Below are 23,716 nucleotides of genomic sequence, written 5' to 3'. Positions count from 1 at the left end.
AGTCGATGTCCAAGGCACCGGCAACCGGACTGGCAAATGAAGAGAGGGTCGCCACCGATCCGATCCTCGGTTATGCCGCGCTGCCGGGCATCGCCGACGAGATGCTGGATGCCGGCGGCCAGATCAAGCCGGTCTGGCGCAACCTGATCTCGCACTTGGGCCGCATGCCGGAGGCCGAGCTCCACGAGCGCTTCGCCCGCGCCGACCGCTACCTGCGCGATGCCGGCGTTTTCTACCGCACCTATGGCGCGCAGGGCAGCGGCGAGCGCAACTGGCCGATCTCCCATGTCCCGGTGCTGATCGACGGCAAGGAATGGGACGCGGTCTCCAAGGGGCTCGTCCAGCGTGCCGATCTTCTCGAAGCCGTCTTGGCGGATATCTACGGCGACAACAGGCTGGTGCAGGAAGGCATCCTGCCGCCGGCGCTGATCGCCGGAAATTCCGAGTTCCTGCGGCCGCTGGTCGGCGTCAGGCCTGTCGGCGGCCATTACCTGCATTTCTGCTCCTTCGAGATCGGCCGTGGCCCGGACGGCAACTGGTGGGTGCTCGCCGACCGCACTCAGGCGCCCTCGGGCGCCGGCTTCGCGCTGGAAAACCGTGTCGCCACCACCCGCGCCTTTTCCGACATCTATGCCGAAAGCCATGTCCACCGGCTCGCCTCCTTCTTCGGCGCCTTCCGAGACGCCTTGCAGGCCCACAAGCAATATCCGGAGGACCGGATAGCTGTGCTCACGCCGGGACCGGCCAACGAGACCTATTTCGAGCACGCCTATATCGCCCGCTATCTCGGCTTCATGCTGCTCGAAGGCGAGGACCTGACGGTCGTCAACAATCGCGTCATGGTCCGCACGGTCGCCGGCCTGAAGCCGATCGGCGTACTCTGGCGCCGCCTCGACGCTTCCTATGCCGATCCGCTGGAGCTCAACCAGAACTCCCATATCGGCACGCCCGGCATGGTGCAGGCGCTGCGCGCGGGCGCGCTCGCCTTCGTCAATGCGCTGGGCTCCGGCATCCTGGAAACCCGCGCGCTGCTCGCCTTCATGCCGACTGTCTGTCGCCGGCTCACCGGCGAGGATCTTCTCATGCCCTCGATCGCCACCTGGTGGTGCGGCCAGAAGAACGAGCGCGACCACGTCGCCGGCAATATCGAGCGCATGGTCATCGGCCCGGCCTATTCCAGGCTTCCCTTCTTCGACGATAACGGCCAGTCGGTGCTGGGTTCCTCGCTGCGCATGACGGCGAAGGACGCGGTCGGCGACTGGCTTGCGACCGAGGGCGCCAAGCTGGTCGGCCAGGAGGTCGTGACGCTCTCCACCACCCCCGCTTACGTCAACGGCAAGCTCACCCCGCGGCCGATGTCGCTGCGTGTCTTCGCCGCCCGCACCGAAACCGGCTGGCAGATCATGCCGGGCGGCTTTGCCCGCATCGGCTCGGGCGACGATGTCGCGGCGATCGCCATGCAGGCCGGCGGAGCGGCGGCCGATGTCTGGATCGTCTCGGACAAGCCGGTCGCGCGCCCTACGCTGCTTCCGCCGGAGGAAAGCTTCACCCGCAACATGCCGGGCAGCCTGCCGAGCCGCGCCGCCGACAATCTCTACTGGCTCGGCCGCTATATCGAGCGGGCCGAAGGGGCGCTGCGCATCCTGCGCGCCTGGCACCTGCGCTATGCGGAATCGGCCGATCCCGAACAGCCGCTGCTGGCCGACGTGACGCATTACCTCAAAGCGATCGACATCGACATGTCGAAGGCCGTGCCGGTCTCGCTGCTGCGCAATGTCGACAGCGCCATCTATTCGGCGAGCAATATCCGCGACCGTTTCTCCCCCGACGGCTGGCTGGCGCTGACCGATCTTGCCAAGACCGCCCGCCGCTTCCACGATGCCGTGCAGCCGGGCGACGATGCCTCGCATGCCATGACCATCCTCCTGCGCAAGCTTGCGGGCTTTGCCGGTCTCGTGCACGAGAACATGTACCGCTTCACCGGCTGGCGTTTTCTGTCGATCGGCCGGCATCTTGAACGCGGCCTGCACATGACCCGCCTGCTCGGCCATATGTCCGGACCGGATGCGCCCGACGGCTCGCTCGACATGCTGCTCGAAATCGGCGACAGCGTCATGACCCATCGCCGCCGGTACAACGTCAACACGGCGCGGCTGACGGTCGCCGACCTGCTCGCGCTCGATCCGCTCAACCCGCGCTCGATCCTCTTCCAGTTGAACGAGATCCGCACCGAGGTGGAGCAGTTGCCGAACGCCTTCGTCAACGGCCAGATGTCGCCCTTCTACCGCGAGGCGATGCGGCTGCATTCCGGGCTTGCCGTCATGACCCCGGAGGCGATGAACCAGGAGGTCTACCTGAAGCTCGAACAGGAGATGGAGAGGCTGTCCGATATTCTCGGACGGACCTATTTCAGCTGATGCTTTACGACCTCTCCCTCCACATGGGTTATGTCTACGACGTGCCGGCCACCGGCGCCCGCCACCTGATCCGTGTCCTGCCGCTTTCGCTGCCCGACCGGCAGCGGCTGGTGGCCGGCTCGCTGACCGTGATGCCGAACGCCGAGGAGAAAGCGACCTTCATCGATTTCTTCGGCCAGCAGGCGACTTCGGTTCTGCTGCGCGCGCCGCACGAGCGTCTCGACATCCGCATGCAGGCCCGTGTCATGGTGGAGCCTCAGCCGCTGACGGCCGATCTCTCGCCGGAACTCGACGCACTCAAGGAGGAACTGACGCGCCTCTGGTCGGTCGATGCCTCTTCGCCGCATCATTTTGCCGCTCCGAGCCCGCGTCTACCCGAAGAGCCGCAGATCGCCGCCTATGCCCGCGAGATCGCCAGGCCTGGCCAGACGGTGCGCGAGATTGCCGCTGCGATCTGCGCCCGCATCCACAGGGACTTCACCTACGACACCAAGGCGACCACGGTCGACACTACGCCCAAGGAGGCCTTCCGCCTCAAGCGCGGCGTCTGCCAGGATTTCGCGCATGTCATGATCGTGGCGCTCCGAAGCCTCGGCATTCCGGCCGGCTATGTCTCCGGCTTCCTGCGCACCATTCCGCCGCCCGGCAAGGAACGGCTCGAAGGGGCGGATGCCATGCATGCCTGGGTGCGGGTCTGGTGTGGCGAAACCATGGGCTATGTCGAACTCGACCCCACCAACAACATTCCGGCCGGCGGCGACCATATCGTCGTGGCCTACGGCCGCGACTATGCCGACATCGCCCCGGTCATCGGCGTTCTGAAAGGTTACGGAAGTCAGAAGGCTGTCCAGGCGGTCGACGTCGTCCCGCTGAAATCCTGACCTTCCGCCCCGTTTTGATGCTAATTCATTGAAATCGCTAAAATTGTACCGATCCGCTTAGCCCTTCCTATACCCGCATCCGGTAAACGGGTTCCATGGGTGTTCAAATGAATTGAACGGGGCATAAGGGCGACGATGAAGCACACTCTCTTTTCGCGGCTTTTGAAGGACCGCGCCGGCAATTTCGGTATCATGACGGCCGCCATGCTTCCGGTCCTTCTGGGCGTTGCGGGTTTTGCGATCGATCTCACGCACGTCATGGACGAGAAGACACGCCTGCAGGCGGCCGCGGATGCGGCTACTCTTGCCACCGCATCCGCCATGTCCGATGAGGGCGACATGAGTCAGTCGGAAGCAGAAACGTTGATGACGGACTTCTACGTCGAGCAGGCTGCACAGGAGATCAACAATTCCGACATGACCGAAGCCGAAAAGGCGGCAGCCTTGGAAGAGCTTAGGCGGAACACCGAGGCCATGGCACTGATGACGGTCGCCTCGAACACCACGACCAGCTATGACGTTCGTCTCAAGACGAGCTATGACGTGCCGCTCAGCGGCTTGAGCGCGGTTCTCGGGTTCAAGAAAATGACCATCAGCATCGAAAGTCAGTCTGCGAGCGCCCGCGAAGGCAACGCCCTGTCCATGTATCTGGCGCTTGACGAGTCCGGCTCCATGGCTTGGAATACGACGACGATCAATCCCGCCCAGCCGACGAAACAGGAAGCCTATAACTGCGGCTCCACCTGGAATGGCTACTACTGGCAAACCAAGACCTGCTACAGGACCGTCGACAATTACCTGACCAAGATGCAATCCCTCAAGACCGCAGCTGGCGTCATGTTCGATGAACTGGACAAGGCCGATCCTGATGGGGAACTGGTCCGCGTCGGCGCAGATTCCTATGATGACAAGAGCAAGGCCGAGCAGAAGATCAACTGGGGAACCACCAAGGTTGCCACTTATGTGGACAACCTTCCGGCAGTTCCCGACGGCGGCACCGACGCCAGCGGCGCTCTGACCAATGCCTTGAGCGCATTGAAAAAGGCAAACAGCACCGAAAAGAACGCCCATGACGGGAAGGGCAATACCAGCTTCGAGCGCTTCATCGTTTTCATGACCGACGGCGAGATGACCGGCAACAGCAGCTCGTGGAACTCCACGATCGACGCCAAGGTGCGCGGCATCTGCGACCAGGCCAAGGCGGACAAGGACGCGGCGGGCAACGGCATCAAGATCTACACGATCGCCTTCATGGCTCCCGACAAGGGCAAGGCTCTGCTGAACTACTGCGCCACTGGTCCCGACTATTACTACGAGCCGGACAACATGACGCAGCTCGTGCAGAGTTTCGGCGAGATCGCCCGCAAGGCAGCCAAGACGGCTACCCGCCTGACGAACTAAGTTTCGACACGAACGCACTGCAAAAACGCCCTGCCCTTGCCGGCGGGGCGTTTTGCTTTGCGCGGGCAGAATAACGGGGCCGAGCAAAAATAAAACGAGCATTGCAAGCGCGTCATAACGGTGCATAAACTGTAGCCATACACCGTGCCGGATGGACTGAATCGGACGCTATCCTCCCGCTCCACCAGAAAGTTGGCGATATATGAACAGAACGTCTCCCACCGTTGAAATCCCCCAGCCGGCTCCCCGCAGTTCCCGCCCCGAAATCATGGCGGAAGAGATCATTGAGCGCCTGACCTACCGCATCGGCAAGGACGCCAAGGTGGCGAAGCCCCACGACTGGCTGACGGCGACGATCCTGGTGGTGCGCGACCGCATCATCGACAAGTGGATGGAAAGTACCCGCAAGGTCTACCGCACCGGTGACAAGCGCGTCTATTATCTCTCGCTCGAATTCCTGATCGGCCGGCTGATGCGCGATGCCGTCACCAATATGGGCCTGATGACGGAAATCCGCGACGCGCTTACCTCGCTCGGCGTCGATATCGACGTGATCGCCGGCCTCGAACCGGATGCGGCGCTCGGCAATGGCGGCCTCGGCCGTCTTGCCGCCTGTTTCATGGAGAGCATGGCGACGGTCGACATCCCGGCTTACGGCTACGGCATCCGTTACGTCCACGGCCTCTTCCGCCAGCAGATGGCGGACGGCTGGCAGGTGGAACTGCCGGAAACCTGGCTTGCCCACGGCAACCCCTGGGAATTCGAGCGCCGGGAAAGCTCCTACGAGATCGGCTACGGCGGCACGGTCGAGACGGTCGGTGGTTATGACGACCCGTCCCGTTATGTCTGGAAGCCGGCCGAACGCGTCATCGCCACGGCCTATGACACGCCGATCGTCGGCTGGCGCGGAAAGCGCGTCAACACGCTGCGCCTCTGGTCGGCCCAGCCGATCGATCCGATCCTGCTCGACGCGTTCAATGCCGGCGACCATATCGGCGCGCTTCGCGAGAGCAACAAGGCGGAAAGCCTGACCCGCGTCCTCTATCCGGCGGACGCCAATCCGGCCGGCCAGGAACTGCGCCTGCGCCAGGAGTTCTTCTTCTCCTCCGCCTCGCTCCAGGACATCTTGCGCCGCCACCTGCAGCAATATCCGGATTTCACCAACCTGCATGAGAAGGTGGCGATCCAGCTCAACGACACCCACCCGGCCGTGTCGATCACCGAGATGATGCGCCTTTTGACCGACATCCACGGCATGGAATTCGAGCAGGCCTGGGAAATCACCCGTCAGACCTTCTCCTACACCAACCACACGCTCCTGCCGGAGGCGCTGGAAAGCTGGCCGGTGCCGCTCTTCGAACGGCTTTTGCCGCGCCATATGCAGATCGTCTACGCAATCAACGCGCAGATCCTGCTGGAAGCCCGCAAGCAGAAAAGCTTCTCCGAGACCCAGATCCGCTCGATCTCGCTGATCGACGAGAACGCCGAGCGGCGTGTGCGCATGGGCAATCTCGCCTTCGTCGGCTCGCATTCGGTAAACGGCGTATCGGCGCTGCATACCGACCTCATGAAGGAAACCGTCTTCGCCGACCTGCACACGCTCTATCCGGCCCGCATCAACAACAAGACCAACGGGATTACGCCGCGCCGCTGGCTGATGCAGTGCAATTCCGGTCTGACCTCGCTGATCGAGGAAGCGATCGGCGACAAGTTCCTCGATGATACGGAGGCGCTCAAGGCGCTCGATGCTCACGCCGATAACCCTGCCTTCCAGGAGAAATTCGCCGCCGTCAAACGAGCGAACAAGGTGCAGCTCGCCAATCTCGTCGGCAGCCGCATGGGGATAAGGCTCGATCCCTCCGCCATGTTCGACATTCAGATCAAGCGTATCCACGAATACAAGCGCCAGCTTCTGAATATCGTCGAGGCTGTCGCGCTCTACGACCAGATCCGCTCGCATCCGGAACTCGACTGGGTGCCGCGTGTGAAACTTTTCGCCGGCAAGGCGGCGCCGAGCTATCACAACGCCAAGCTGATCATCAAGCTTGCCAACGACGTCGCACGCACCATCAACAACGACCCGGCGGTGCGTGGCCTCCTGAAGGTCGTCTTCGTGCCGAACTACAATGTCTCGCTCGCCGAGATCATGGTTCCGGCCGCCGATCTTTCTGAGCAGATCTCCACGGCCGGCATGGAAGCCTCCGGCACCGGCAACATGAAGTTCGCTCTGAACGGCGCGCTGACGATCGGTACACTCGACGGCGCGAATGTCGAGATGCGCGATTACGTCGGCGAGGACAATATCGTCATCTTCGGCCTCAAGGCCGACGAGGTCGCCAAGGTCCGCGCCGATGGCCACACCCCCCGCGCCATCATCGACAGGTCCCCGGAACTCGCCCAGGCCTTGAACGCCATTGCATCCGGCGTCTTCTCGCCGGACGACCGCTCGCGCTTCTCCGATCTGATCGATGGCATCTACAATCACGACTGGTTCATGGTCGCCGCCGATTTCGACGCCTATGCGGCGGCCCAGCGCAGTGTTGACCAGCTCTGGCTCGACCCTAAATCCTGGTATTCGAAGACGATTCGAAATACTGCCCGGATGGGATGGTTCTCCTCTGACAGAACTATTCGCCAATACGCGTCGGAGATCTGGAGAGCCTGATGACGAAATCGCCGCGCGTCCTCGATGACGGAAGAGCCCCAGGCGAAATTCCATCATCCGAGATCGAGGCGATTTTGGAAGGCAGGCACGCCAACCCATTCGCCGTCCTTGGGCTTCACAAGCTGAAGGACGGCTTCAGGGTCCGCTGCTTCATTCCAGGCGCCGAAGCCGTCACCGCGCTCTCCCTCAACGGAACGGAGCTCGGCGAACTCACCTGCCGCCATGAGGCCGGATATTTCGAAGGCCCCGTCAACGCCTCCCACCTCCAGCCGGTCCGTTACCGCGCTCGCCGCGGCGACAACGAATGGGCCGTCACCGACCCCTACAGTTTCGGTCCCGTGCTCGGCCCCATGGACGACTATTTCGTCCGCGAGGGTTCACACCTGCGCCTCTTCGACAAGATGGGCGCCCATCAGATGAAGCACGAGGGCGTCGAGGGCTTCCATTTCGCCGTCTGGGCGCCGAATGCGAAACGAGTCTCCGTCGTCGGCGACTTCAACAACTGGGACGGCCGCCGCCACGTGATGCGGCTGAGGGTCGATACCGGCATATGGGAAATCTTCGCGCCGGACGTCTCGGCCGGCTCTGCCTACAAGTTCGAAATCGTCGGCAAGAACGGCAAGCTCCTGCCGCTGAAGGCGGATCCCTATGCACGCCGCGCCGAGATGAGACCGGACACCGCCTCGGTCACCGCACCGGAACTCCTGCAGAAATGGGAGGATGCGGCCCACCGGGAATTCTGGGAAAAGGCCGACCATCGCCGCCAGCCGATCACCATCTACGAGGTGCATGCGGGCTCATGGCGCCGCAAGCCGGACGGCTCCTTCCTCACCTGGGACGAGCTCGGCGCCGAACTCATCCCCTATTGCGTCGACATGGGCTTCACCCATATCGAATTCCTGCCCGTTACCGAACATCCCTATGATCCCTCCTGGGGCTACCAGACGACCGGGCTCTTCGCGCCGACCGCCCGTTTCGGCGAACCGGAAGGTTTCGCCCGCTTCGTCAACGGCTGCCACAAGGTCGGCATCGGCGTCATCCTCGACTGGGTGCCCGCGCATTTCCCGACGGATGAGCACGGTCTGCGCTTCTTCGACGGCACCGCTCTTTACGAACATGCCGATCCGCGTCAGGGGTTCCATCCGGACTGGAACACCGCGATCTACAACTTCGGCCGCATCGAAGTCCTCTCCTACCTGATCAACAACGCGCTCTACTGGGCGGAGAAATTCCATCTCGACGGCCTGCGTGTCGATGCTGTCGCCTCCATGCTCTACCTCGACTATTCGCGGAAGGAAGGCGAATGGGTGCCGAACGAATATGGCGGGCGGGAAAACCTGGAAGCCGTCCGCTTCCTGCAGAAGATGAACACGCTCTCCTATGGCGCCCATCCCGGCATGATGACGATCGCCGAGGAGAGCACCTCCTGGCCGAAGGTTTCCCAGCCCGTCCACGAAGGTGGCCTCGGTTTCGGCTTCAAGTGGAACATGGGCTTCATGCACGACACGCTGAGCTATCTGGCGCGCGAACCCGTCTACCGCAAGCACCACCACAGCGAGATCACCTTCGGCCTCATCTACGCCTTTTCGGAAAATTTCGTGCTGCCGCTCTCCCATGACGAGGTGGTACATGGAAAGGGTTCGCTGATCGCCAAGATGGCCGGCGACGACTGGCAGAAATTCGCCAACCTGCGCGCCTATTACGCCTTCATGTGGGGTTATCCGGGCAAGAAGCTGCTCTTCATGGGCCAGGAATTTGCCCAGTGGAGCGAATGGAGCGAGGCCCGCGAACTCGACTGGAATCTTTTGGCTTACCATCCGCATGAAGGCATGCGCCGCCTGATCCGGGACTTGAACTTCTGTTACCGCTCCAAGCCTGCACTGCATGCCCGCGACTGCGAAGGCGACGGCTTCCGCTGGCTGATCGTCGACGATGCGGAAAATTCCGTCTTCGCCTGGCTTCGGATGGCGCCGGGAGAAAAGCCGGTGGCGGTGATCAGCAACTTCACCCCCGTCTATCGGGAAAATTTCCGCATCCCCTTGCCAAACGAGGGAAGATGGCGGGAAATCCTCAATACCGATGCCGAGATCTACGGCGGCAGCGGCAAGGGCAATGGCGGCCGCGTTCAGGCGGTGAACGCGGGAGGAGCCGTCCATGCCGAAGTCACGCTGCCGCCGCTGGCAACGCTGATGCTGGAATTGGAACAACAGGCCTAGTGGAATAGGGAGGAGAATATGAACGAGAAGCGAATTCAGCCCCTTTCGCGCGACGCGATGGCCTATGTGCTGGCCGGCGGACGCGGCAGCCGATTGAAGGAACTGACCGACCGCCGCGCCAAGCCGGCCGTCTATTTCGGCGGCAAGGCACGCATCATCGATTTCGCCCTCTCCAATGCCCTGAATTCCGGCATCCGCCGCATCGGCGTCGCGACGCAATACAAGGCCCATTCGCTGATCCGCCACATGCAGCGCGGCTGGAACTTCTTCCGCCCCGAGCGCAACGAAAGCTTCGACATCCTGCCCGCCTCACAGCGCGTTTCGGAAACGCAATGGTACGAAGGCACCGCCGACGCGGTCTACCAGAACATGGATATCATCGAGGCCTACGCGCCCGAATACATGGTCATCCTCGCCGGCGACCACGTCTACAAGATGGACTACGAATACATGCTCCAGCAGCATGTCGATTCCGGCGCGGACGTCACCGTCGGCTGCCTGGAAGTGCCCCGCATGGAGGCGACCGGCTTCGGCGTCATGCATGTCAACGAAAAGGATGAGATCATCGCTTTCGTGGAAAAGCCCGCCGATCCGCCCGGCATTCCGGGCAATCCGGAATTCGCGCTTGCGTCGATGGGCATCTATGTCTTCCATACCAGGCTCCTGATGGAAGCCCTGAAGCGCGATGCCGAAACGCCCGGCTCCAACCGCGATTTCGGCAAGGACATTATTCCCTACATCGTCAATAACGGTAAGGCGGTCGCCCACCGCTTCGCCAATTCCTGCGTCCGCTCCGATTTCGAACGTGAGCCCTACTGGCGCGACGTCGGCACGGTCGATGCCTACTGGCAGGCCAATATCGACTTGACCGCCGTCACCCCCGAACTCGACATCTACGACAAGTCCTGGCCGATCTGGACCTATGCGGAGATCACCCCGCCGGCCAAGTTCGTGCATGACGACGAGGACCGCCGCGGCTCGGCCATCTCCTCCGTCGTCTCCGGCGACTGCATCATCTCCGGCTCGACGCTTTACAACAGCCTTCTCTTCACCGGCGTGCGTGCAAATTCCTATTCCCGCCTTGAAGGCGCCGTCATTCTCCCGAATGTCCGCATCGGCCGGCGTGCGCAGCTTCGCAATGTCGTCATCGATCACGGTGTAACCATTCCCGAGGGACTAGTGGTCGGCGAAGACCCGGAACTCGATGCGAAACGCTTCCGCCGCACCGAGAGCGGCATTTGCCTGATCACCCAGGCGATGATCGACAAACTGGATTTATGAGACGGAGTTCAGGGGATTAATGCAGGTTCTTTCGGTTGCGTCGGAGGTCTATCCGCTCATCAAGACAGGAGGGCTTGCCGATGTCGCCGGCGCGCTACCGCTTGCCCTGAAAGGCTACGGCGTATCGGTGAAGACGCTGATGCCGGGTTATCCGGCCGTGATGCGGATGGTGGAGAACGCAACGGTCCGGATGAGTTTCGAGAGCCTGCTCGGTGCCAAGGCCGACGTGCTCGAAGTCGAACATCAGGGGCTCGACCTGCTGATCCTCGATTCGCCGACCTTTTTCGACCGCCCCGGCGGGCCTTATGCCGATGCCACCGGGAAGGACCATTTCGACAACTGGCGGCGTTTTGCGGCTCTTTCCAAGGCTGGCGCCATCATCGCCCAGGGCGGCATGGCCCAGGGAGAATCAGGCTGGCAGCCGGATATCGTTCACGTGCATGACTGGCAGGCGGCCATGGTGCCGGCCTACATGCGTTACGCCGCCGAACCCGAAATCCCGACGCTTGTCACCATCCACAACATCGCCTTCCAGGGCCAGTTCGGCGCCGACATCTTCCCCTATCTCGAACTGCCGCCGCATGCCTTCGGTATCGGCGGCGTCGAATATTTCGGCGGCGTCGGTTATCTGAAAGCCGGACTGCAGACGGGCTGGGCGATCAGCACGGTCAGTCCGTCCTATGCCGAGGAAATCCTCACGCCCGAATTCGGCATGGGGCTCGAAGGCCTGCTCGCCTATCGCGCCGCCGATCTGCACGGCATCGTCAATGGCATCGACACCGGCATCTGGAACCCGGCCACGGACACGGCCGTCAAGGCGAATTACACCGCCGCGTCGCTCAAGACTCGCGCCGAGAACAAGCGGGCAGTCGCCGAGCGTTTCGGCCTGATCGAGGACGATGGCCCGCTCTTTTGCGTCATCTCGCGGCTCACCTGGCAGAAGGGCATGGACCTTCTGGCGGAAGCGGTCGGCGATCTCGTCGAACTGGGCGCACGGCTTGCCGTGCTCGGCTCGGGCGACCGGGCGCTCGAAAATGCCTTCCATGCTGCCGCCGCCCATCATCCCGGCCGCATTGCCGTTCTCCCCACCTATGACGAGCCGCTGTCGCACCTCATGCAGGCGGGTTCGGATGCCATCATCATTCCCTCGCGCTTCGAGCCTTGCGGGCTCACCCAGCTCTATGGCCTTCGCTACGGCTGCATTCCCGTCGTTGCCCGAACGGGTGGCCTCAACGATACTGTCATCGACGCAAGCCATGCGGCACTCGCCGCCAAAACCGCGACCGGCGTCTCATTCGGCCCCGTCACCGCCGGCAATCTGCGCCGGGCGCTCCGCCGCGCAGTCCGGCTCTACCGCGACCCGAAGGTCTGGACCGCGATGCAGAAGCAGGGCATGAAATCCGACGTCTCCTGGGAAAAAAGCGCCGGTCTTTATGCCGAGCTTTATAAAAATCTCCTTGCAAGAAAAGGATCATGATCATGATCAAGACCGTTCACACAGCCCCCTATCAGGATCAGAAACCGGGCACATCCGGCCTGCGCAAGAAGGTCCCGGTCTTCGCTCAGGAGAACTATGCGGAGAATTTCATCCAGTCGATCTTCGATTCGCTCGAAGGCTTTGAAGGCAAGACGCTGGTGATCGGTGGCGACGGCCGCTACTACAACCGCGAGGTCATCCAGAAGGCGATCAAGATGGCTGCGGCCGCAGGCTTCGGCAAGGTCATGGTCGGCAAGGGCGGCATTCTCTCCACGCCCGCTGCATCCAACATCATCCGCAAATATCATGCCTTCGGCGGCATCATCCTCTCGGCCAGCCACAATCCCGGCGGCCCGACGGAGGATTTCGGCATCAAGTACAATATCGGCAATGGCGGCCCGGCGCCGGAAAAGATCACCGACGCCATCTTCACGCGCTCCAAGGTGATCGATATCTATAAGATCGCCGACGTGGCCGACGTGGATCTCGACGCGCTCGGCTCCTTCAAGGTCGCCGGCATGCAGGTGGAGGTGATCGACCCGGTCGCCGATTATGCCGACCTGATGGAACAGCTTTTCGACTTCCCGGCGATCCGCGCATTGATCGCGAGCGGCGTCAATGTCGCCATGGATTCGATGGGCGCCGTCACCGGTCCCTATGCCAAGGAAATCTTCGAAAACCGGCTCGGCGCGCCGGAAGGCTCGGTGCGCAACTTCACGCCGCTGCCGGATTTCGGCGGCCATCATCCGGACCCGAACCTCGTCCATGCCAAGGACCTCTATGACGACGTGATGAGCAAGGACGGCCCGCATTTCGGCGCCGCTTCCGACGGCGACGGCGACCGCAACATGATCGTCGGCAAGGGCATGTTCGTGACCCCTTCCGACAGCCTCGCCATCATCGCCGCCAACGCCACGGTCGCGCCGGGTTATGCCAAGGGCATCGCTGGCATCGCCCGCTCCATGCCGACCAGCGCCGCCGCCGACCGGGTGGCGGAAAAGCTCGGCATCGGCATGTACGAGACACCGACCGGCTGGAAGTTCTTCGGCAACCTCATGGATGCCGGCAAGGTGACGGTCTGCGGCGAGGAAAGCTTCGGCACCGGCTCCGACCACGTGCGCGAGAAGGACGGGCTCTGGGCAATCCTCTTCTGGCTGAACATCATGGCCGCGCGCAACGAAAGCGTCGCCGAAATCGTCAGGAAGCATTGGGCCGAATACGGCCGCAACTACTATTCCCGCCACGATTATGAGGAAGTGAATACCGAAGCCGCCAATAACCTGATGACCGCGCTGCGGGAGAAGCTCGCAACGCTTCCCGGCAAAACCTTTGGTTCGCTCAAGGTCTCCGCCGCCGACGACTTTGCCTATCACGATCCGATCGACGGCTCGGTCTCGAAGAACCAGGGCGTTCGCATTCTCTTCGAGGGCGGCTCCCGCATTGTCCTCCGCCTCTCCGGCACCGGCACGTCCGGCGCGACGATCCGCGTCTATGTGGAGCGCTACGAGCCTGATCCGGCAAAACACGGCATTGACACGCAGGAAGCCTTGGCCGACCTCATCGCCATCGCAGACGAGATTTCGGAGCTCAAGAAACGCACCGCCCGCGACAAGCCGAGCGTGATTACCTGATCTTTCTAATATTTGCCCCTCACCCTAACCCTCTCCCCGCTTGCGGGGAGAGGGGACGTGCCTCACGCAACGCCCAATAGGTAGGAAACCGGCGCGGCATATCTCCTTCTCCCCGCCAGCGGGGAGAAGGTGCCGGTAGGCGGATGAGGGGCAAAGCATCTCACCTGCCTACAGGACCCTCACGCCGCCCTGACGATTTCCACCAGTTCGACGTCGAAGACCAGGTCTTTGCCGGCGAAGGGATGGTTGGCGTCGACGGTCACGACCTGCTCGTCGATTTCGGTGACGACGAGCGGGATCGTGTTTCCGTCCGGCGTTCTGGTCTGCAGTTGCAGGCCGGGCTTGAGGTCGATATCCGACGGCACGGCCGAACGGGGAAGCGCGTGGACCTTGGCTGGATCATGCGCTCCGTAGGCCTCTTCAGCCGGCACGGTCACCGTCTGATGGCTGCCGAGTTCCATGCCGTCGATCTCCTTGTCGAGCCCCGAAAGGATCTGACCGGCACCGAGCACGAACTCCAGCGGAGGCTGGCCCGTCGACGAGTCGAACTCGGTGCCGTCGGTGAATTTTCCGATATAGTGAATCCGGACTGTGTCGCCGCTTTTGGCTTGCGTCATCTGTCTGGCCCTCTTTGCCTGAGGTTTGAAGGTGACCGCATACGGGTAACTGAATACGGCCGGCGAAACGGCCTTTTTTCCTTCGACCGGTCCCAAGACTAGGGAAATCGGCCGTCGAATGCAAATTAGGGCGCGGACGGCTTTTCGGCGATAGCCGGCGGCAGATGCTTCTTCACGATGAATTCACCATCAGGAGGGATGCTGGTCGGACGTGATCCGGCGGCTTTCGTCGGATGATCCTCCGGCCGGCCTCGCATGGCGCAACAGGACGGGCGCAACTGGGACTGGACGACCGCATGGTTCTTTCATCGCTCGGAGCAACGCTGACCGCAGACGGCTGTGATTTCGCGATCTGGTCGCACCGCGCGTCACGGATCGAGCTCTGTCTCTTCGATGCCGAAGGAAAACAGGAAACATCCCGCTACCGCCTCGTGCGCGGTCGCGATGATATCCATCGGGTCTCGGTACGCGGTGTGATGGAGGGACAGCGCTACGGCTACCGCGCCTGGGGCGCCTATGATCCCGACAAAGGCTCCTGGTTCGATCCGTCCAAGCTTCTCGTTGATCCCTATGCCCGCGAGATCGACCGGCCGTTCCGGCATGATGCAAAACTCTCCCTGTTCGGCGTCGACACCGCCGACCTCGTACCGAAAGCGGTTGTCACCCGTAATCCGCTCGCCAAAATCGGCAAGCCGCTCCTGCCGCCGGGCGGCTTCATCTACGAGATCTCGGTCAAGGCCTTCACCATCCTGCACCCGGAGATCCCCGAAGCGAGCCGCGGTACGGTCGCCGCACTCGCTCACCCTTCGATCATCTCCCATTTGAAGACGCTCGGCGTCGATGCGGTCGAGCTGATGCCGATCACCGCCTGGATCGACGAACGCCATTTGCCTCGCCTCGGTCTCTCCAACGCCTGGGGCTACAACCCGATCGCCTTCATGGCGCTCGACCCGCGGCTCTGCCCCGGCGGGATGAGGGAACTGCGTGAGACGGTCACCGCGCTTCATCAGGCGGGCATCGGTGTCATCCTCGATCTCGTCTTCAACCATACCGGTGAGAGCGACCGCCATGGCGCGACGCTCTCCATGCGCGGCCTCGACAACCTGTCCTATTATCGCCATGTGCCCGGCGAGCCGGGGCACCTCGTCAACGACACCGGCACCGGCAACACGGTCGCCTGCGACCATCCCCATGTCCGCCGGCTCATCATCGACACACTCCGGCATTTCGTCCTGCATGCCGGCGTCGATGGCTTCCGGTTCGACCTCGCGCCCGTAATCGGCCGCACGGCCAACGGCTTTGATGCGGAGGGCGCGACGCTCAAGGCGATGATTTCCGATGAGGCGCTGAAGGATCGCGTGCTGATCGCCGAGCCGTGGGATATCGGCCCCGGCGGCTACCAGCTCGGCAATTTCTCCGAACCCTTCCTCGAATGGAACGACCGCGCCCGCGACGACATCCGCCGCTTTTGGCGCGGCGACCGCTGGACGACAGGCGCGCTCGCGACAAGGCTCGCCGGCTCCTCCGACATTTTCGCCCGCCACGGCCGTCATTCCACCCGCACGGTCAATTTCCTCGCCGCCCATGACGGCTTCACGCTGATGGATCTCGTCTCGCACGAGAACAAGCACAACGAGGCGAACGGCGAGGAAAACCGCGACGGCCACAACGACAATTTCTCCTGGAACAACGGCGTCGAAGGCGAAACGGACGATCCCGTCATCCTCGAAAAACGCCGCCGCGATGTGTCCGCTCTGCTTTCGACGCTCTTCGTGAGCCGCGGCTTCGTCATGCTCACCATGGGCGACGAGGCCGGCCGCAGCCAACGCGGCAACAACAACGCTTACTGCCAGGACAACGCCATTACCTGGTTCGACTGGTCGAGGATCGACGGCAGGCTGGTGGAGCACACCGCCGCGCTCGCCGCGTTCCGCAAACGCTTTGCGATCTTTTCCGAAACCGGCTTCCTGAACGGCAACGGCGATGTCCAATGGCTCTCAGTGGAAGGCAGGCCGATGGAGGTCGGCGACTGGGACGCCCCCGACAATTCCGTGCTCGGCATGGTGCTCACGACGCACGATCGCCAGGCTGGGAGACCGACCCGGCTTGCCGTCCTCTTCAACCGCGGCCCGGAGCCGGCGACCTTTGCTCTGCCCGGCTGGAACTGGCGGCAATTCCCCTCCCGCGAGCTCTGGAACCAGATGCTTCCCGCCCGCTCCGTCCGCTTCTGCATCGAGGAATGATGCGGTGCAAAAATAATTCGCCAATCGGTCCAAACTCTGTAAAGTCCGCCCGCCGCCAGCGCAGTTCCCGGAGATGAAGTGGAGCGGTTTTCCGCCCGGAACTGCACCAATCGTTCTGGAAGAAATCAGTGAGGTCGCATGCGTGAAATTTCGCTCGTGGAAGTGCCGGGGCTTGTCGGCCAGGAACTCGGCATATCCGACTGGATTCTGGTCGATCAGACGATGATCAACCTGTTTGCCGATGCGACGCACGACCATCAGTTCATCCATGTCGATCCGGAGCGCGCCGCTGCCGAAAGTCCGTTCGGCGGAACGATCGCCCACGGTTTCCTGACGCTCTCGCTTCTGTCGGCGATGAATTTCGGCGGCGTGCCGAAAATCCGCGAACAGACCATGGGCCTCAATTACGGCTTCGACCGCATCCGCTTCATGTCGCCGGTGAAGACCGGCAGCCGCGTCCGCGGCCGTTTCGTGCTTTCCGACTGCCGTTTTCGCGGCGCCGGCATGCTGATGACCACCTACGAGGTGACGGTCGAGATCGAGAACGAGAAGAAGCCGGCGCTGACGGCCAACTGGATCACCATCATCCAGTTCGACCCCAAGGACCGGCCGGAGGGCGTGTGAGCCATGGCGTCCGAAGCTGAGATCAGGCAGGCCTTCCGCGAACAGATCGTTGCCGGCCAGACGCTGGATTCCCCTTTTACCGCCCGCCTCGGCGCGCTGATGGTGGAACGCCTCGACGGCTCCACAACGGTCGGCCGGAGGGTGCTGGCCTGGGAAGGCGACCCCGGCACCCGCGGCGACCTGCTGCCCACCCGGCTTGCCGGCGCTTTGCATGCGCTCGTCATCGACGGCAGGGACGAGGGGCTGAAGGCCGTCTATCCGCCGAACGAGGTCAGCGACGACGCGCTCTGGAGCGGCATCATCCATGCCTTCGGCGAACACGAGAACTTCATCCTCGAACGCCTGCGTTTCGCGCCGCAAACGAACGAGGTGCGTCGGTCGAGCGCGCTGCTCGCCGGCTTCCTCACCATCGCCGACCTTTTCGGGAAGCCCCTGGTTCTTTCGGAATTCGGCGCCAGCATGGGCCTCAACCTCAACTGGGACCGCTATCATCACGATCTCGGCGGCTTCCTGTGGGGTGATCCCTCGTCTCCCGTGATGCTGAAGCCTCGTTGGGAGGGCGGGTCGCCGCCGCGTGCCGAGATCGCCGTGCAGGATCGCGCCGGCTGCGACCTGAACCCGCTCGACCCGAACGCGCCCGAAGACAGCCTGCGGCTCCTCTCCTATCTCTGGGCCGACCAGCCCGACCGGGTGGAGCGTACCCGCGCAGCGATCGAAGTCGCCCGTATCAACCATGTCCTGGTCGAAAAGGGCGACGCGCTCGCCTGGCTGAAGGAAAAGCGGCTCGCGAACCTTTTGCCCGGCACCGTACATGTCGTCTACCATTCGATCGCCTGGCAATACCTGCCGCCGGATGCCCGCGCGAGAGGCGAGGCGATCATCGCGGAAGCCGGCAGCCGCGCCACCGAAGACGCCCCCCTCGCCCGCCTTCAGATCGAGATGGACGACAATCCGGACGGTGTGACGCTCAGCCTGCAGATCTGGCCGACCGGCGAACGCCGCGAACTCGGCCGCACCGACCCCCACGGCCGCTGGGTGAAGTGGCGGGGGTGGTGAAACGTCGGAATGCCCGGGTCGGGACCCGGACGCCTCCTATGCCTGATGCCCTGCCGCTTCCAGGATGAGCCGGGTGATCTCCTGCGGGTGAGAGATCAATGACAGATGACTGGCCTTCAACTCGATGGTCCTGGCGCCCATGCGCTTGGCCATGAACCGTTCGAGGTCCGGATTGATCGTCCGGTCTTCCGTCGAAACGGCATAGAAACTCGGTTTCGAACGCCAGGCCGCCTGCGTGGTCTTGCCCGTGAGCAAGGCCTTGTGGAACGGCTGCTGAACCGCGTAAAGCACCTTCGCCTTCGCTTCCGGCAGGTCGCCCGCGAAATCGCGCAGGAACGCGGCCTCGCTCAGACGTCCCTCATCGCCGTCGAAGACGATGCCGGCCGTGGCGGGCGGCGTCGGAAATGTCTTGGCCAGCGCCGTATAGTCCTCGCCCGCATCCGGCGCACGCGCCGCCACGTAGACGAGCGACGAAACGTTGGGGTGCATGCCGGCTTCGGTGACGATCATCCCGGAAAAGGAATGCCCGACCAGGACCGTGGGACCGTCCTGTCGCGCCAGTACGCGTTCGGCGGACGCGACCGCTTCGGGCAATGTCGTCAGAGGATTCTGCACGCTCGTCGCATTGAGGCCGGCTGCCTGCAAACGGCCGATCACCTCGGACCAGCATGATCCGTCGGCAAACAGCCCGTGCACAAGCACGACATTGCGCGCCTTCAGCGGCGCGGAAGGAGCGGCCATGCCGCGGCTCGCGATGAGGGAAGCGGCTGCGCCTGCCACCAGGGCGGACGAAAAGGTACGTCTGTTCATCAGCATTTGCTTTTCTCCAATGATACTCGGCGGGAACGCCCGACCAGGGGTGCGGATAGGGCATGCGTACTGAAGCTCAAAACTTCTGCGGTTCCGGAGACAAAATTGCAGTCACAGGCAGCAAGCCTCTCTTTGCTTCAAGCAAATTCTTCAGAGACTTCCGAGGCCTATTTCGGCCCTACGCGCTTCGAACTTCACGGATGAAATATGCAGGCCGGAAGCTCGTCGTTCTACATTCCTGGAGTATTAATCGGATCATATGAGCAGATGACCGCCGGCATACCTAAGTATACTTGCGGAGGCGCAGAACCATCGAATCCCGCCTCACCGGCAATGATCCGTCCCGCCTAAACCGCTGCGTCCCGCGCGCCTTCAGACAGCAGTCCGAAGGCATAATCCGAAAACGACCGCCAGACCTCTACCCGGAACGCATCCTCTGCGGTCCTTAAGAGCGCGATCTCCACCTTGCCGAAGACGGTGCGCGAGCATGCGTCGACCGGAAAGGCGGCAAGCGAAAGATCCTGCGGGCAGCCAGTATTGATCGCGTTCGCAGCGCCGGGACCGGAAACCAGGATTGCCGTGTTGCGGTGGGAAATATCCACCGCCGAATGCAGCACGCCGGAATTGGTCGCCGCCTGCATCAGCCCGGTTCCTTCTTCGCCGATCACCAGCCACTCGTCCGGCCCGAGCCAGAGCGCCATGCGGCCGTTTGCCGAAGCGGAGGTCTTCGGCTTCACCGGCAGGTCGAGGGCGAGCGCGCCGGAAAGTGCTGCCACGTCCTCGGGCCTGGCGCGCAGCAAGATGCGTTCGGCCGGCGGCGCCGCTTCGAGCCGGACGGCGGAGGAGCCTCCGTGAACGCCAGAAAGGGGCAGACTACGAATTGCCAGATCAGCCATGGATGCGGCCTCCTTGCTTGTCGAAGAACACCATGTCGGCCACTTCCACTTCGATCGTCCTGTCCTTCATCGGCACGTAGAGCGTTTCGCCCATGCGAGCTCTTCCGCCGGCAACCAGCGCCAGCGCGATCGAACGGCCGCAATTCTCCGACCAGTAGGATGAGGTGACATGGCCGAGCATGGTCATCGGCTTCGGCTGGTTCGGATCGGCGACGATCTGCGCCCCCTCTTCCAGCACGTCCGCTGGGTCCTTCGTCAGGAGCCCAACGAGCTGCTTGCGGCCGTCGCGGACGAGGTCGGGCCGCTTCAATCCGCGGATTCCGACGAAATCCGCCTTCTTCTTCGAAACCGCCCAGTCGAGGCCGGCATCGTCCGGCGTCACCGTGCCGTCGGTATCCTGGCCGACGATGATATAGCCCTTCTCTGCGCGCAGCACATGCATGGTCTCGGTGCCGTAGAGGCAGGCGCCCATGTCTTCCGCCCGTTCCCATATCGCCTTCCAGACGGCCGGGCCGTAATCGGCCGGCACGTTGATTTCGTAACCGAGTTCACCGGTAAAGGAGACGCGGAAGAGCCTTGCCGATACGCCCATGACCGAGCATTCCGCCACACTCATATGCGGGAAGGCCTCGTTGGAGAGGTCGACGCCCTCGACAAAGGGCTGGATGATCTCGCGCGCCTTCGGCCCCTGCACGGCGATGACCGCCCATTGCTCGGTGGTCGAGGTGAGCCAGACCCTGAGATGTGGGAATTCCGTCTGGAGATAATCCTCCATGTGATGCAGCACGCGCGGTGCACCGCCGGTCGTGGTCGTCACATGGAACCGGTCTTCGGCAAGCCGCCCGACGACACCGTCGTCATAAACGAAACCATCCTCGCGGGTCATGATTCCGTAGCGGCACTTGCCGGGTTTCAGCGTATCCCAAGCGTTCGTATAGAGGAGGTTGAAGAACTGCGCCGCGTCCGGCCCGACCACCTCGATCTTGCCGAGCGTCGAGGCGTCGAACACGCCCGCCACTTCGCGCACCGTTTTGCATTCGCGGTTGACGGCCACCGCCATGTCCTCGCCGCGCTTCGGGAAATACCAGGCGCGTTTCCAGTTGCCGACATCCTCGAATTCGGCGCCTTCTGCCGCCTCGAGATCATGCATCGGCGTCCTGCGGGCCGGATCGAAGAGTGGCCCACGCGAATGGGCGACCAGCGTGCCGTAGGTGACCGGCGTATAGGGCGCGCGGAAGGTGGTGAGCCCCACCTTCGGGATCGGTCGTCCGAGCATTTCCGACCCGATCGCCAGACCATGCATGTTGGAGAGCTTGCCCTGGTCGGACGCCATGCCGTTCGTCGTGAAGCGTTTGATATGCTCGATCGAATGCATGCCCTCGCGCACCGCAAGGCGGATGTCCTTGGCCGTCACGTCGTGCTGGAAATCCACGAAGGCCTTCACCACCGTCTCCGGCCCCGCACCTTCCGCCGCGCCGATCATGCCGCCGGTCCATTCGAACCGGTTCTCGCCGGAAAGCGCAAGCGAACCGCCGCCGGCGGCGATCGCCTCGTCGATCAGGTCGGAAAGGTCGTCCGTGCCGTTGCAGGCTCCGATCGAAACGCAATCCTGCGCGTAGATATCCGGCAGGAAGCGTTGGTTCTGCTCATCGAAACGCAGCTTGCCGCGCGACTGCGAAAAGAGATGCACCGATGGTGTCCAGCCCGCCGAGACGATCAGCGCATCGACCGGGATCTTGCGGGCATTCGACCCACCATTGCGGGCAACCGTCATCGAGGAAATGCGTAAGCGTCCCGACGTATTGATGACTGAATGACCGGTGAGGACGTCGATGCCGAGCGAGCGCGCTTCCGCCAGAACCGCATCGCCCGGATGGCTGCGGCTGTCGATGATCGCAGCGATCGCCACACCGGCCAGTTTCAGGTCGAAGGCCGCCTCGTAAGCCGAGTCATGCGCGGTGTAGACGCCGACATTCTTCCCGACCGCGACGCCGTGATGGTTGAGGAAGGTCCGCGCCGCAGAGGCCAGCATGATGCCCGGCCGGTCGTTGTTGGCGAACACCATGTGCCGCTCGATCGCGCCTGTCGCCAGGATGACGCGCTTTGCCCTGACCTGCCACAACCGCTCGCGCGGCAGGTCCCTGCCGGGCCTGGCCAGATGATCGCTCACCCGCTCCACCAGCCCCAGGAAGCCGTGGTTGTAATAGCCGAAGACGGTCGTGCGGGTCAGCACCGTGACGTTCGGCATGGCCTTCAGCTTCGCGGCGAGGCCTTGCGCCCAGTCATAGCCGTTCTGCCCGTCGATCGTCGCCGCCGCATCGAAATGCAGCGCACCGCCGACTTCCGGCTGTTCGTCCACGAGGATGACGGATGCGCCGGTCGAGGCGGCGGAAAGCGCCGCCGTCAGGCCGGCAACGCCTGCGCCGGCAACCAGCACATCGCAATGGGCATAGCGGCTGGCATAGTGATCCGGATCCTCTTCCGTCGGCGCGACGCCGAGGCCGGCGGCGCGGCGGATGAAGGGCTCGTAGAGCTTCGCCCAGGCTTCCTTCGGCCACATGAAGGTCTTGTAGTAGAAGCCGGCCGCGAAGAACGGCGAAAGCAGGTCGTTGAAAGCACTGACATCGAACCTCAGCGACGGCCAGCGGTTCTGCGAGGCAATCTTCGCACCGTCGAACACTTCCTGCACGGTGGCGCGCACGTTCGGCTGGCGGCGGGCAGCGTCGCGCGCAACGTCGATGAGCGCGTTCGGCTCTTCCGCCCCGGCGGAGAGAATACCGCGCGGCCGGTGATACTTGAACGACCGTCCGACGAGATGCACGCCATGCGCCAGGAGCGCCGAGGCGACCGTGTCGCCTTCCATCGCCGTGTAGCTCCTGCCGTCGAAGGTGAAGCGCGCAGTACGCGCCGGCGTCAGGCGGCCGGCACCCTTGATGCGGAAGGCGCCGAGATTATTCGGAGAACCGCTCATCTTGCGTCTCCTTCTGTCGCCTCATAGGTCTCCACGGTCTTCTCGCTGGCGCCGCTTTCCGGCAGCGGCTGTTTCGGCAGGCCTGCCTTGTAGGTCATCAGGAACCTGTCGCTCACCGTGTCGCGCGCCGCGTTGAAGAAGCGGCCGCATCCATGGATGTGCCGCCAGCGCTCGTAGGTGAGGCCTTTTTCATTGTTGCGCAGGAAGAAATATTCCGCGAATTCCTCGTCGGAGATCGCCGCGATATTTTCCGGCCGGGCGATATGCGCCTCGCCGGCCCAGCGGAATTCCAGCTCCGAGCGATCTTCCTCGCAATAAGGGCAATGGATCAAAAGCATGCGGGGCTCCGCAGGGTTTGGGAGGATGAATGTGAGCGAGGCAGGCTCCCACTGATCTCCCCCCTTGAGGGGGAGATGTCACCGAAGGTGACGGAGAGGGGTAGCGACGGTGCGGCAAAGACAGTTGCCGGCGAATATGCGGAAAGGCCTACCCCCCTCTGCCCTGCCGGGCATCTCCCCCTCAGGGGGGGA

16 protein-coding genes are annotated in these 23,716 nt (G+C 63.0%); 11 read left to right on the top strand and 5 right to left on the bottom strand.

The window, feature by feature from the left end:
* Positions 1-5: 5 nt before the first annotated feature.
* The 8 genes from JL39_RS21960 (at position 6) to JL39_RS21925 (ending at position 13,969) form a co-directional block, all read left to right on the top strand.
* Positions 6-2,417: a circularly permuted type 2 ATP-grasp protein gene (locus JL39_RS21960; protein ID WP_037155876.1), complete on the top strand. Its 2,412-nt coding sequence runs from the start codon at positions 6-8 to the stop codon at positions 2,415-2,417.
* Entirely contained in the window at positions 2,417-3,298 is an 882-nt protein-coding gene (locus JL39_RS21955; RefSeq protein WP_037155873.1) for a transglutaminase family protein, read from the top strand. Before JL39_RS21960 ends, JL39_RS21955 begins: the two co-directional genes overlap by 1 nt.
* A gap of 135 nt (positions 3,299-3,433) precedes the next feature.
* Positions 3,434-4,699 (top strand): TadE/TadG family type IV pilus assembly protein, encoded by a 1,266-nt coding sequence (locus tag JL39_RS21950; protein ID WP_052183042.1) that lies wholly within the window; start codon positions 3,434-3,436, stop codon positions 4,697-4,699.
* Between the two features lie 202 nt (positions 4,700-4,901).
* Positions 4,902-7,364, top strand: coding sequence for a glycogen/starch/alpha-glucan phosphorylase (locus JL39_RS21945; RefSeq protein WP_037155868.1), 2,463 nt, complete (start codon positions 4,902-4,904; stop codon positions 7,362-7,364).
* A complete protein-coding gene (gene glgB / locus JL39_RS21940) occupies positions 7,364-9,580 on the top strand; it encodes a 1,4-alpha-glucan branching protein GlgB (protein WP_037155865.1) in 2,217 nt (738 codons plus the stop codon). Before JL39_RS21945 ends, glgB begins: the two co-directional genes overlap by 1 nt.
* A gap of 18 nt (positions 9,581-9,598) precedes the next feature.
* Entirely contained in the window at positions 9,599-10,861 is a 1,263-nt protein-coding gene (glgC, locus tag JL39_RS21935) for a glucose-1-phosphate adenylyltransferase (RefSeq protein WP_037155862.1), read from the top strand.
* Positions 10,862-10,880: 19 nt separating this feature from the next.
* Positions 10,881-12,338: a glycogen synthase GlgA gene (gene glgA, locus JL39_RS21930; RefSeq protein ID WP_037155859.1), complete on the top strand. Its 1,458-nt coding sequence runs from the start codon at positions 10,881-10,883 to the stop codon at positions 12,336-12,338.
* A 2-nt stretch (positions 12,339-12,340) separates the two neighbouring features.
* Positions 12,341-13,969 (top strand): alpha-D-glucose phosphate-specific phosphoglucomutase, encoded by a 1,629-nt coding sequence (locus JL39_RS21925; RefSeq protein ID WP_037156131.1) that lies wholly within the window; start codon positions 12,341-12,343, stop codon positions 13,967-13,969.
* A gap of 179 nt (positions 13,970-14,148) precedes the next feature.
* Here the strand turns inward: JL39_RS21925 and JL39_RS21920 are convergent, their stop codons facing one another.
* Positions 14,149-14,586, bottom strand: coding sequence for a peptidylprolyl isomerase (locus JL39_RS21920; RefSeq protein ID WP_037155857.1), 438 nt, complete (start codon positions 14,584-14,586; stop codon positions 14,149-14,151).
* Positions 14,587-14,882: 296 nt separating this feature from the next.
* On the opposite strand from JL39_RS21920, the gene glgX reads away from it, so the two are divergent.
* From glgX to JL39_RS21905, 3 genes are all read left to right on the top strand, one after another.
* Positions 14,883-16,829: a glycogen debranching protein GlgX gene (gene glgX, locus JL39_RS21915; protein ID WP_037155856.1), complete on the top strand. Its 1,947-nt coding sequence runs from the start codon at positions 14,883-14,885 to the stop codon at positions 16,827-16,829.
* Positions 16,830-16,967: 138 nt separating this feature from the next.
* Positions 16,968-17,453, top strand: coding sequence for a MaoC family dehydratase (locus JL39_RS21910; protein ID WP_037155853.1), 486 nt, complete (start codon positions 16,968-16,970; stop codon positions 17,451-17,453).
* 3 nt (positions 17,454-17,456) lie between these two features.
* Positions 17,457-18,509 carry a DUF2332 family protein gene (locus tag JL39_RS21905; RefSeq protein ID WP_037155851.1) on the top strand — a complete coding sequence of 351 codons (1,053 nt, stop codon included), beginning with the start codon at positions 17,457-17,459 and terminating at the stop codon, positions 18,507-18,509.
* 36 nt (positions 18,510-18,545) lie between these two features.
* On the opposite strand, the gene JL39_RS21900 is transcribed toward JL39_RS21905, so the two are convergent.
* The 4 genes from JL39_RS21900 to JL39_RS21885 all read right to left on the bottom strand — a co-directional run bounded on the left by JL39_RS21900 (position 18,546) and on the right by JL39_RS21885 (position 23,524).
* Entirely contained in the window at positions 18,546-19,325 is a 780-nt protein-coding gene (locus tag JL39_RS21900; RefSeq protein ID WP_037155848.1) for an alpha/beta hydrolase, read from the bottom strand.
* A gap of 341 nt (positions 19,326-19,666) precedes the next feature.
* Entirely contained in the window at positions 19,667-20,215 is a 549-nt protein-coding gene (locus JL39_RS21895) for a sarcosine oxidase subunit gamma (RefSeq protein ID WP_037155846.1), read from the bottom strand.
* Positions 20,208-23,186, bottom strand: coding sequence for a sarcosine oxidase subunit alpha (locus JL39_RS21890; protein ID WP_037155843.1), 2,979 nt, complete (start codon positions 23,184-23,186; stop codon positions 20,208-20,210). Before JL39_RS21890 ends, JL39_RS21895 begins: the two co-directional genes overlap by 8 nt.
* The gene (locus tag JL39_RS21885) at positions 23,183-23,524 is read right to left on the bottom strand and encodes a sarcosine oxidase subunit delta (RefSeq protein ID WP_037155840.1); all 342 of its coding nucleotides are present in this window, start codon (positions 23,522-23,524) and stop codon (positions 23,183-23,185) included. Before JL39_RS21885 ends, JL39_RS21890 begins: the two co-directional genes overlap by 4 nt.
* Positions 23,525-23,716: the final 192 nt, after the last annotated feature.

The organism is Rhizobium sp. YS-1r (assembly GCF_000757525.1).
Lineage (GTDB): Bacteria > Pseudomonadota > Alphaproteobacteria > Rhizobiales > Rhizobiaceae > Neorhizobium > Neorhizobium petrolearium.
Note: the sequence above shows the minus strand (reverse complement) of the source record. Positions and strands in the feature narration are given on the sequence as shown.

Coding starts and splice junctions, on each gene's coding strand:
- JL39_RS21960 (WP_037155876.1), top strand. CDS start 6: ATGTCCAAGGCACCGGCAACCGGACTGGCAAATGAAGAGAGGGTCGCC.
- JL39_RS21955 (WP_037155873.1), top strand. CDS start 2,417: ATGCTTTACGACCTCTCCCTCCACATGGGTTATGTCTACGACGTGCCG.
- JL39_RS21950 (WP_052183042.1), top strand. CDS start 3,434: ATGAAGCACACTCTCTTTTCGCGGCTTTTGAAGGACCGCGCCGGCAAT.
- JL39_RS21945 (WP_037155868.1), top strand. CDS start 4,902: ATGAACAGAACGTCTCCCACCGTTGAAATCCCCCAGCCGGCTCCCCGC.
- glgB (WP_037155865.1), top strand. CDS start 7,364: ATGACGAAATCGCCGCGCGTCCTCGATGACGGAAGAGCCCCAGGCGAA.
- glgC (WP_037155862.1), top strand. CDS start 9,599: ATGAACGAGAAGCGAATTCAGCCCCTTTCGCGCGACGCGATGGCCTAT.
- glgA (WP_037155859.1), top strand. CDS start 10,881: ATGCAGGTTCTTTCGGTTGCGTCGGAGGTCTATCCGCTCATCAAGACA.
- JL39_RS21925 (WP_037156131.1), top strand. CDS start 12,341: ATGATCAAGACCGTTCACACAGCCCCCTATCAGGATCAGAAACCGGGC.
- JL39_RS21920 (WP_037155857.1), bottom strand. CDS start 14,586: ATGACGCAAGCCAAAAGCGGCGACACAGTCCGGATTCACTATATCGGA.
- glgX (WP_037155856.1), top strand. CDS start 14,883: ATGGTTCTTTCATCGCTCGGAGCAACGCTGACCGCAGACGGCTGTGAT.
- JL39_RS21910 (WP_037155853.1), top strand. CDS start 16,968: ATGCGTGAAATTTCGCTCGTGGAAGTGCCGGGGCTTGTCGGCCAGGAA.
- JL39_RS21905 (WP_037155851.1), top strand. CDS start 17,457: ATGGCGTCCGAAGCTGAGATCAGGCAGGCCTTCCGCGAACAGATCGTT.
- JL39_RS21900 (WP_037155848.1), bottom strand. CDS start 19,325: ATGCTGATGAACAGACGTACCTTTTCGTCCGCCCTGGTGGCAGGCGCA.
- JL39_RS21895 (WP_037155846.1), bottom strand. CDS start 20,215: ATGGCTGATCTGGCAATTCGTAGTCTGCCCCTTTCTGGCGTTCACGGA.
- JL39_RS21890 (WP_037155843.1), bottom strand. CDS start 23,186: ATGAGCGGTTCTCCGAATAATCTCGGCGCCTTCCGCATCAAGGGTGCC.
- JL39_RS21885 (WP_037155840.1), bottom strand. CDS start 23,524: ATGCTTTTGATCCATTGCCCTTATTGCGAGGAAGATCGCTCGGAGCTG.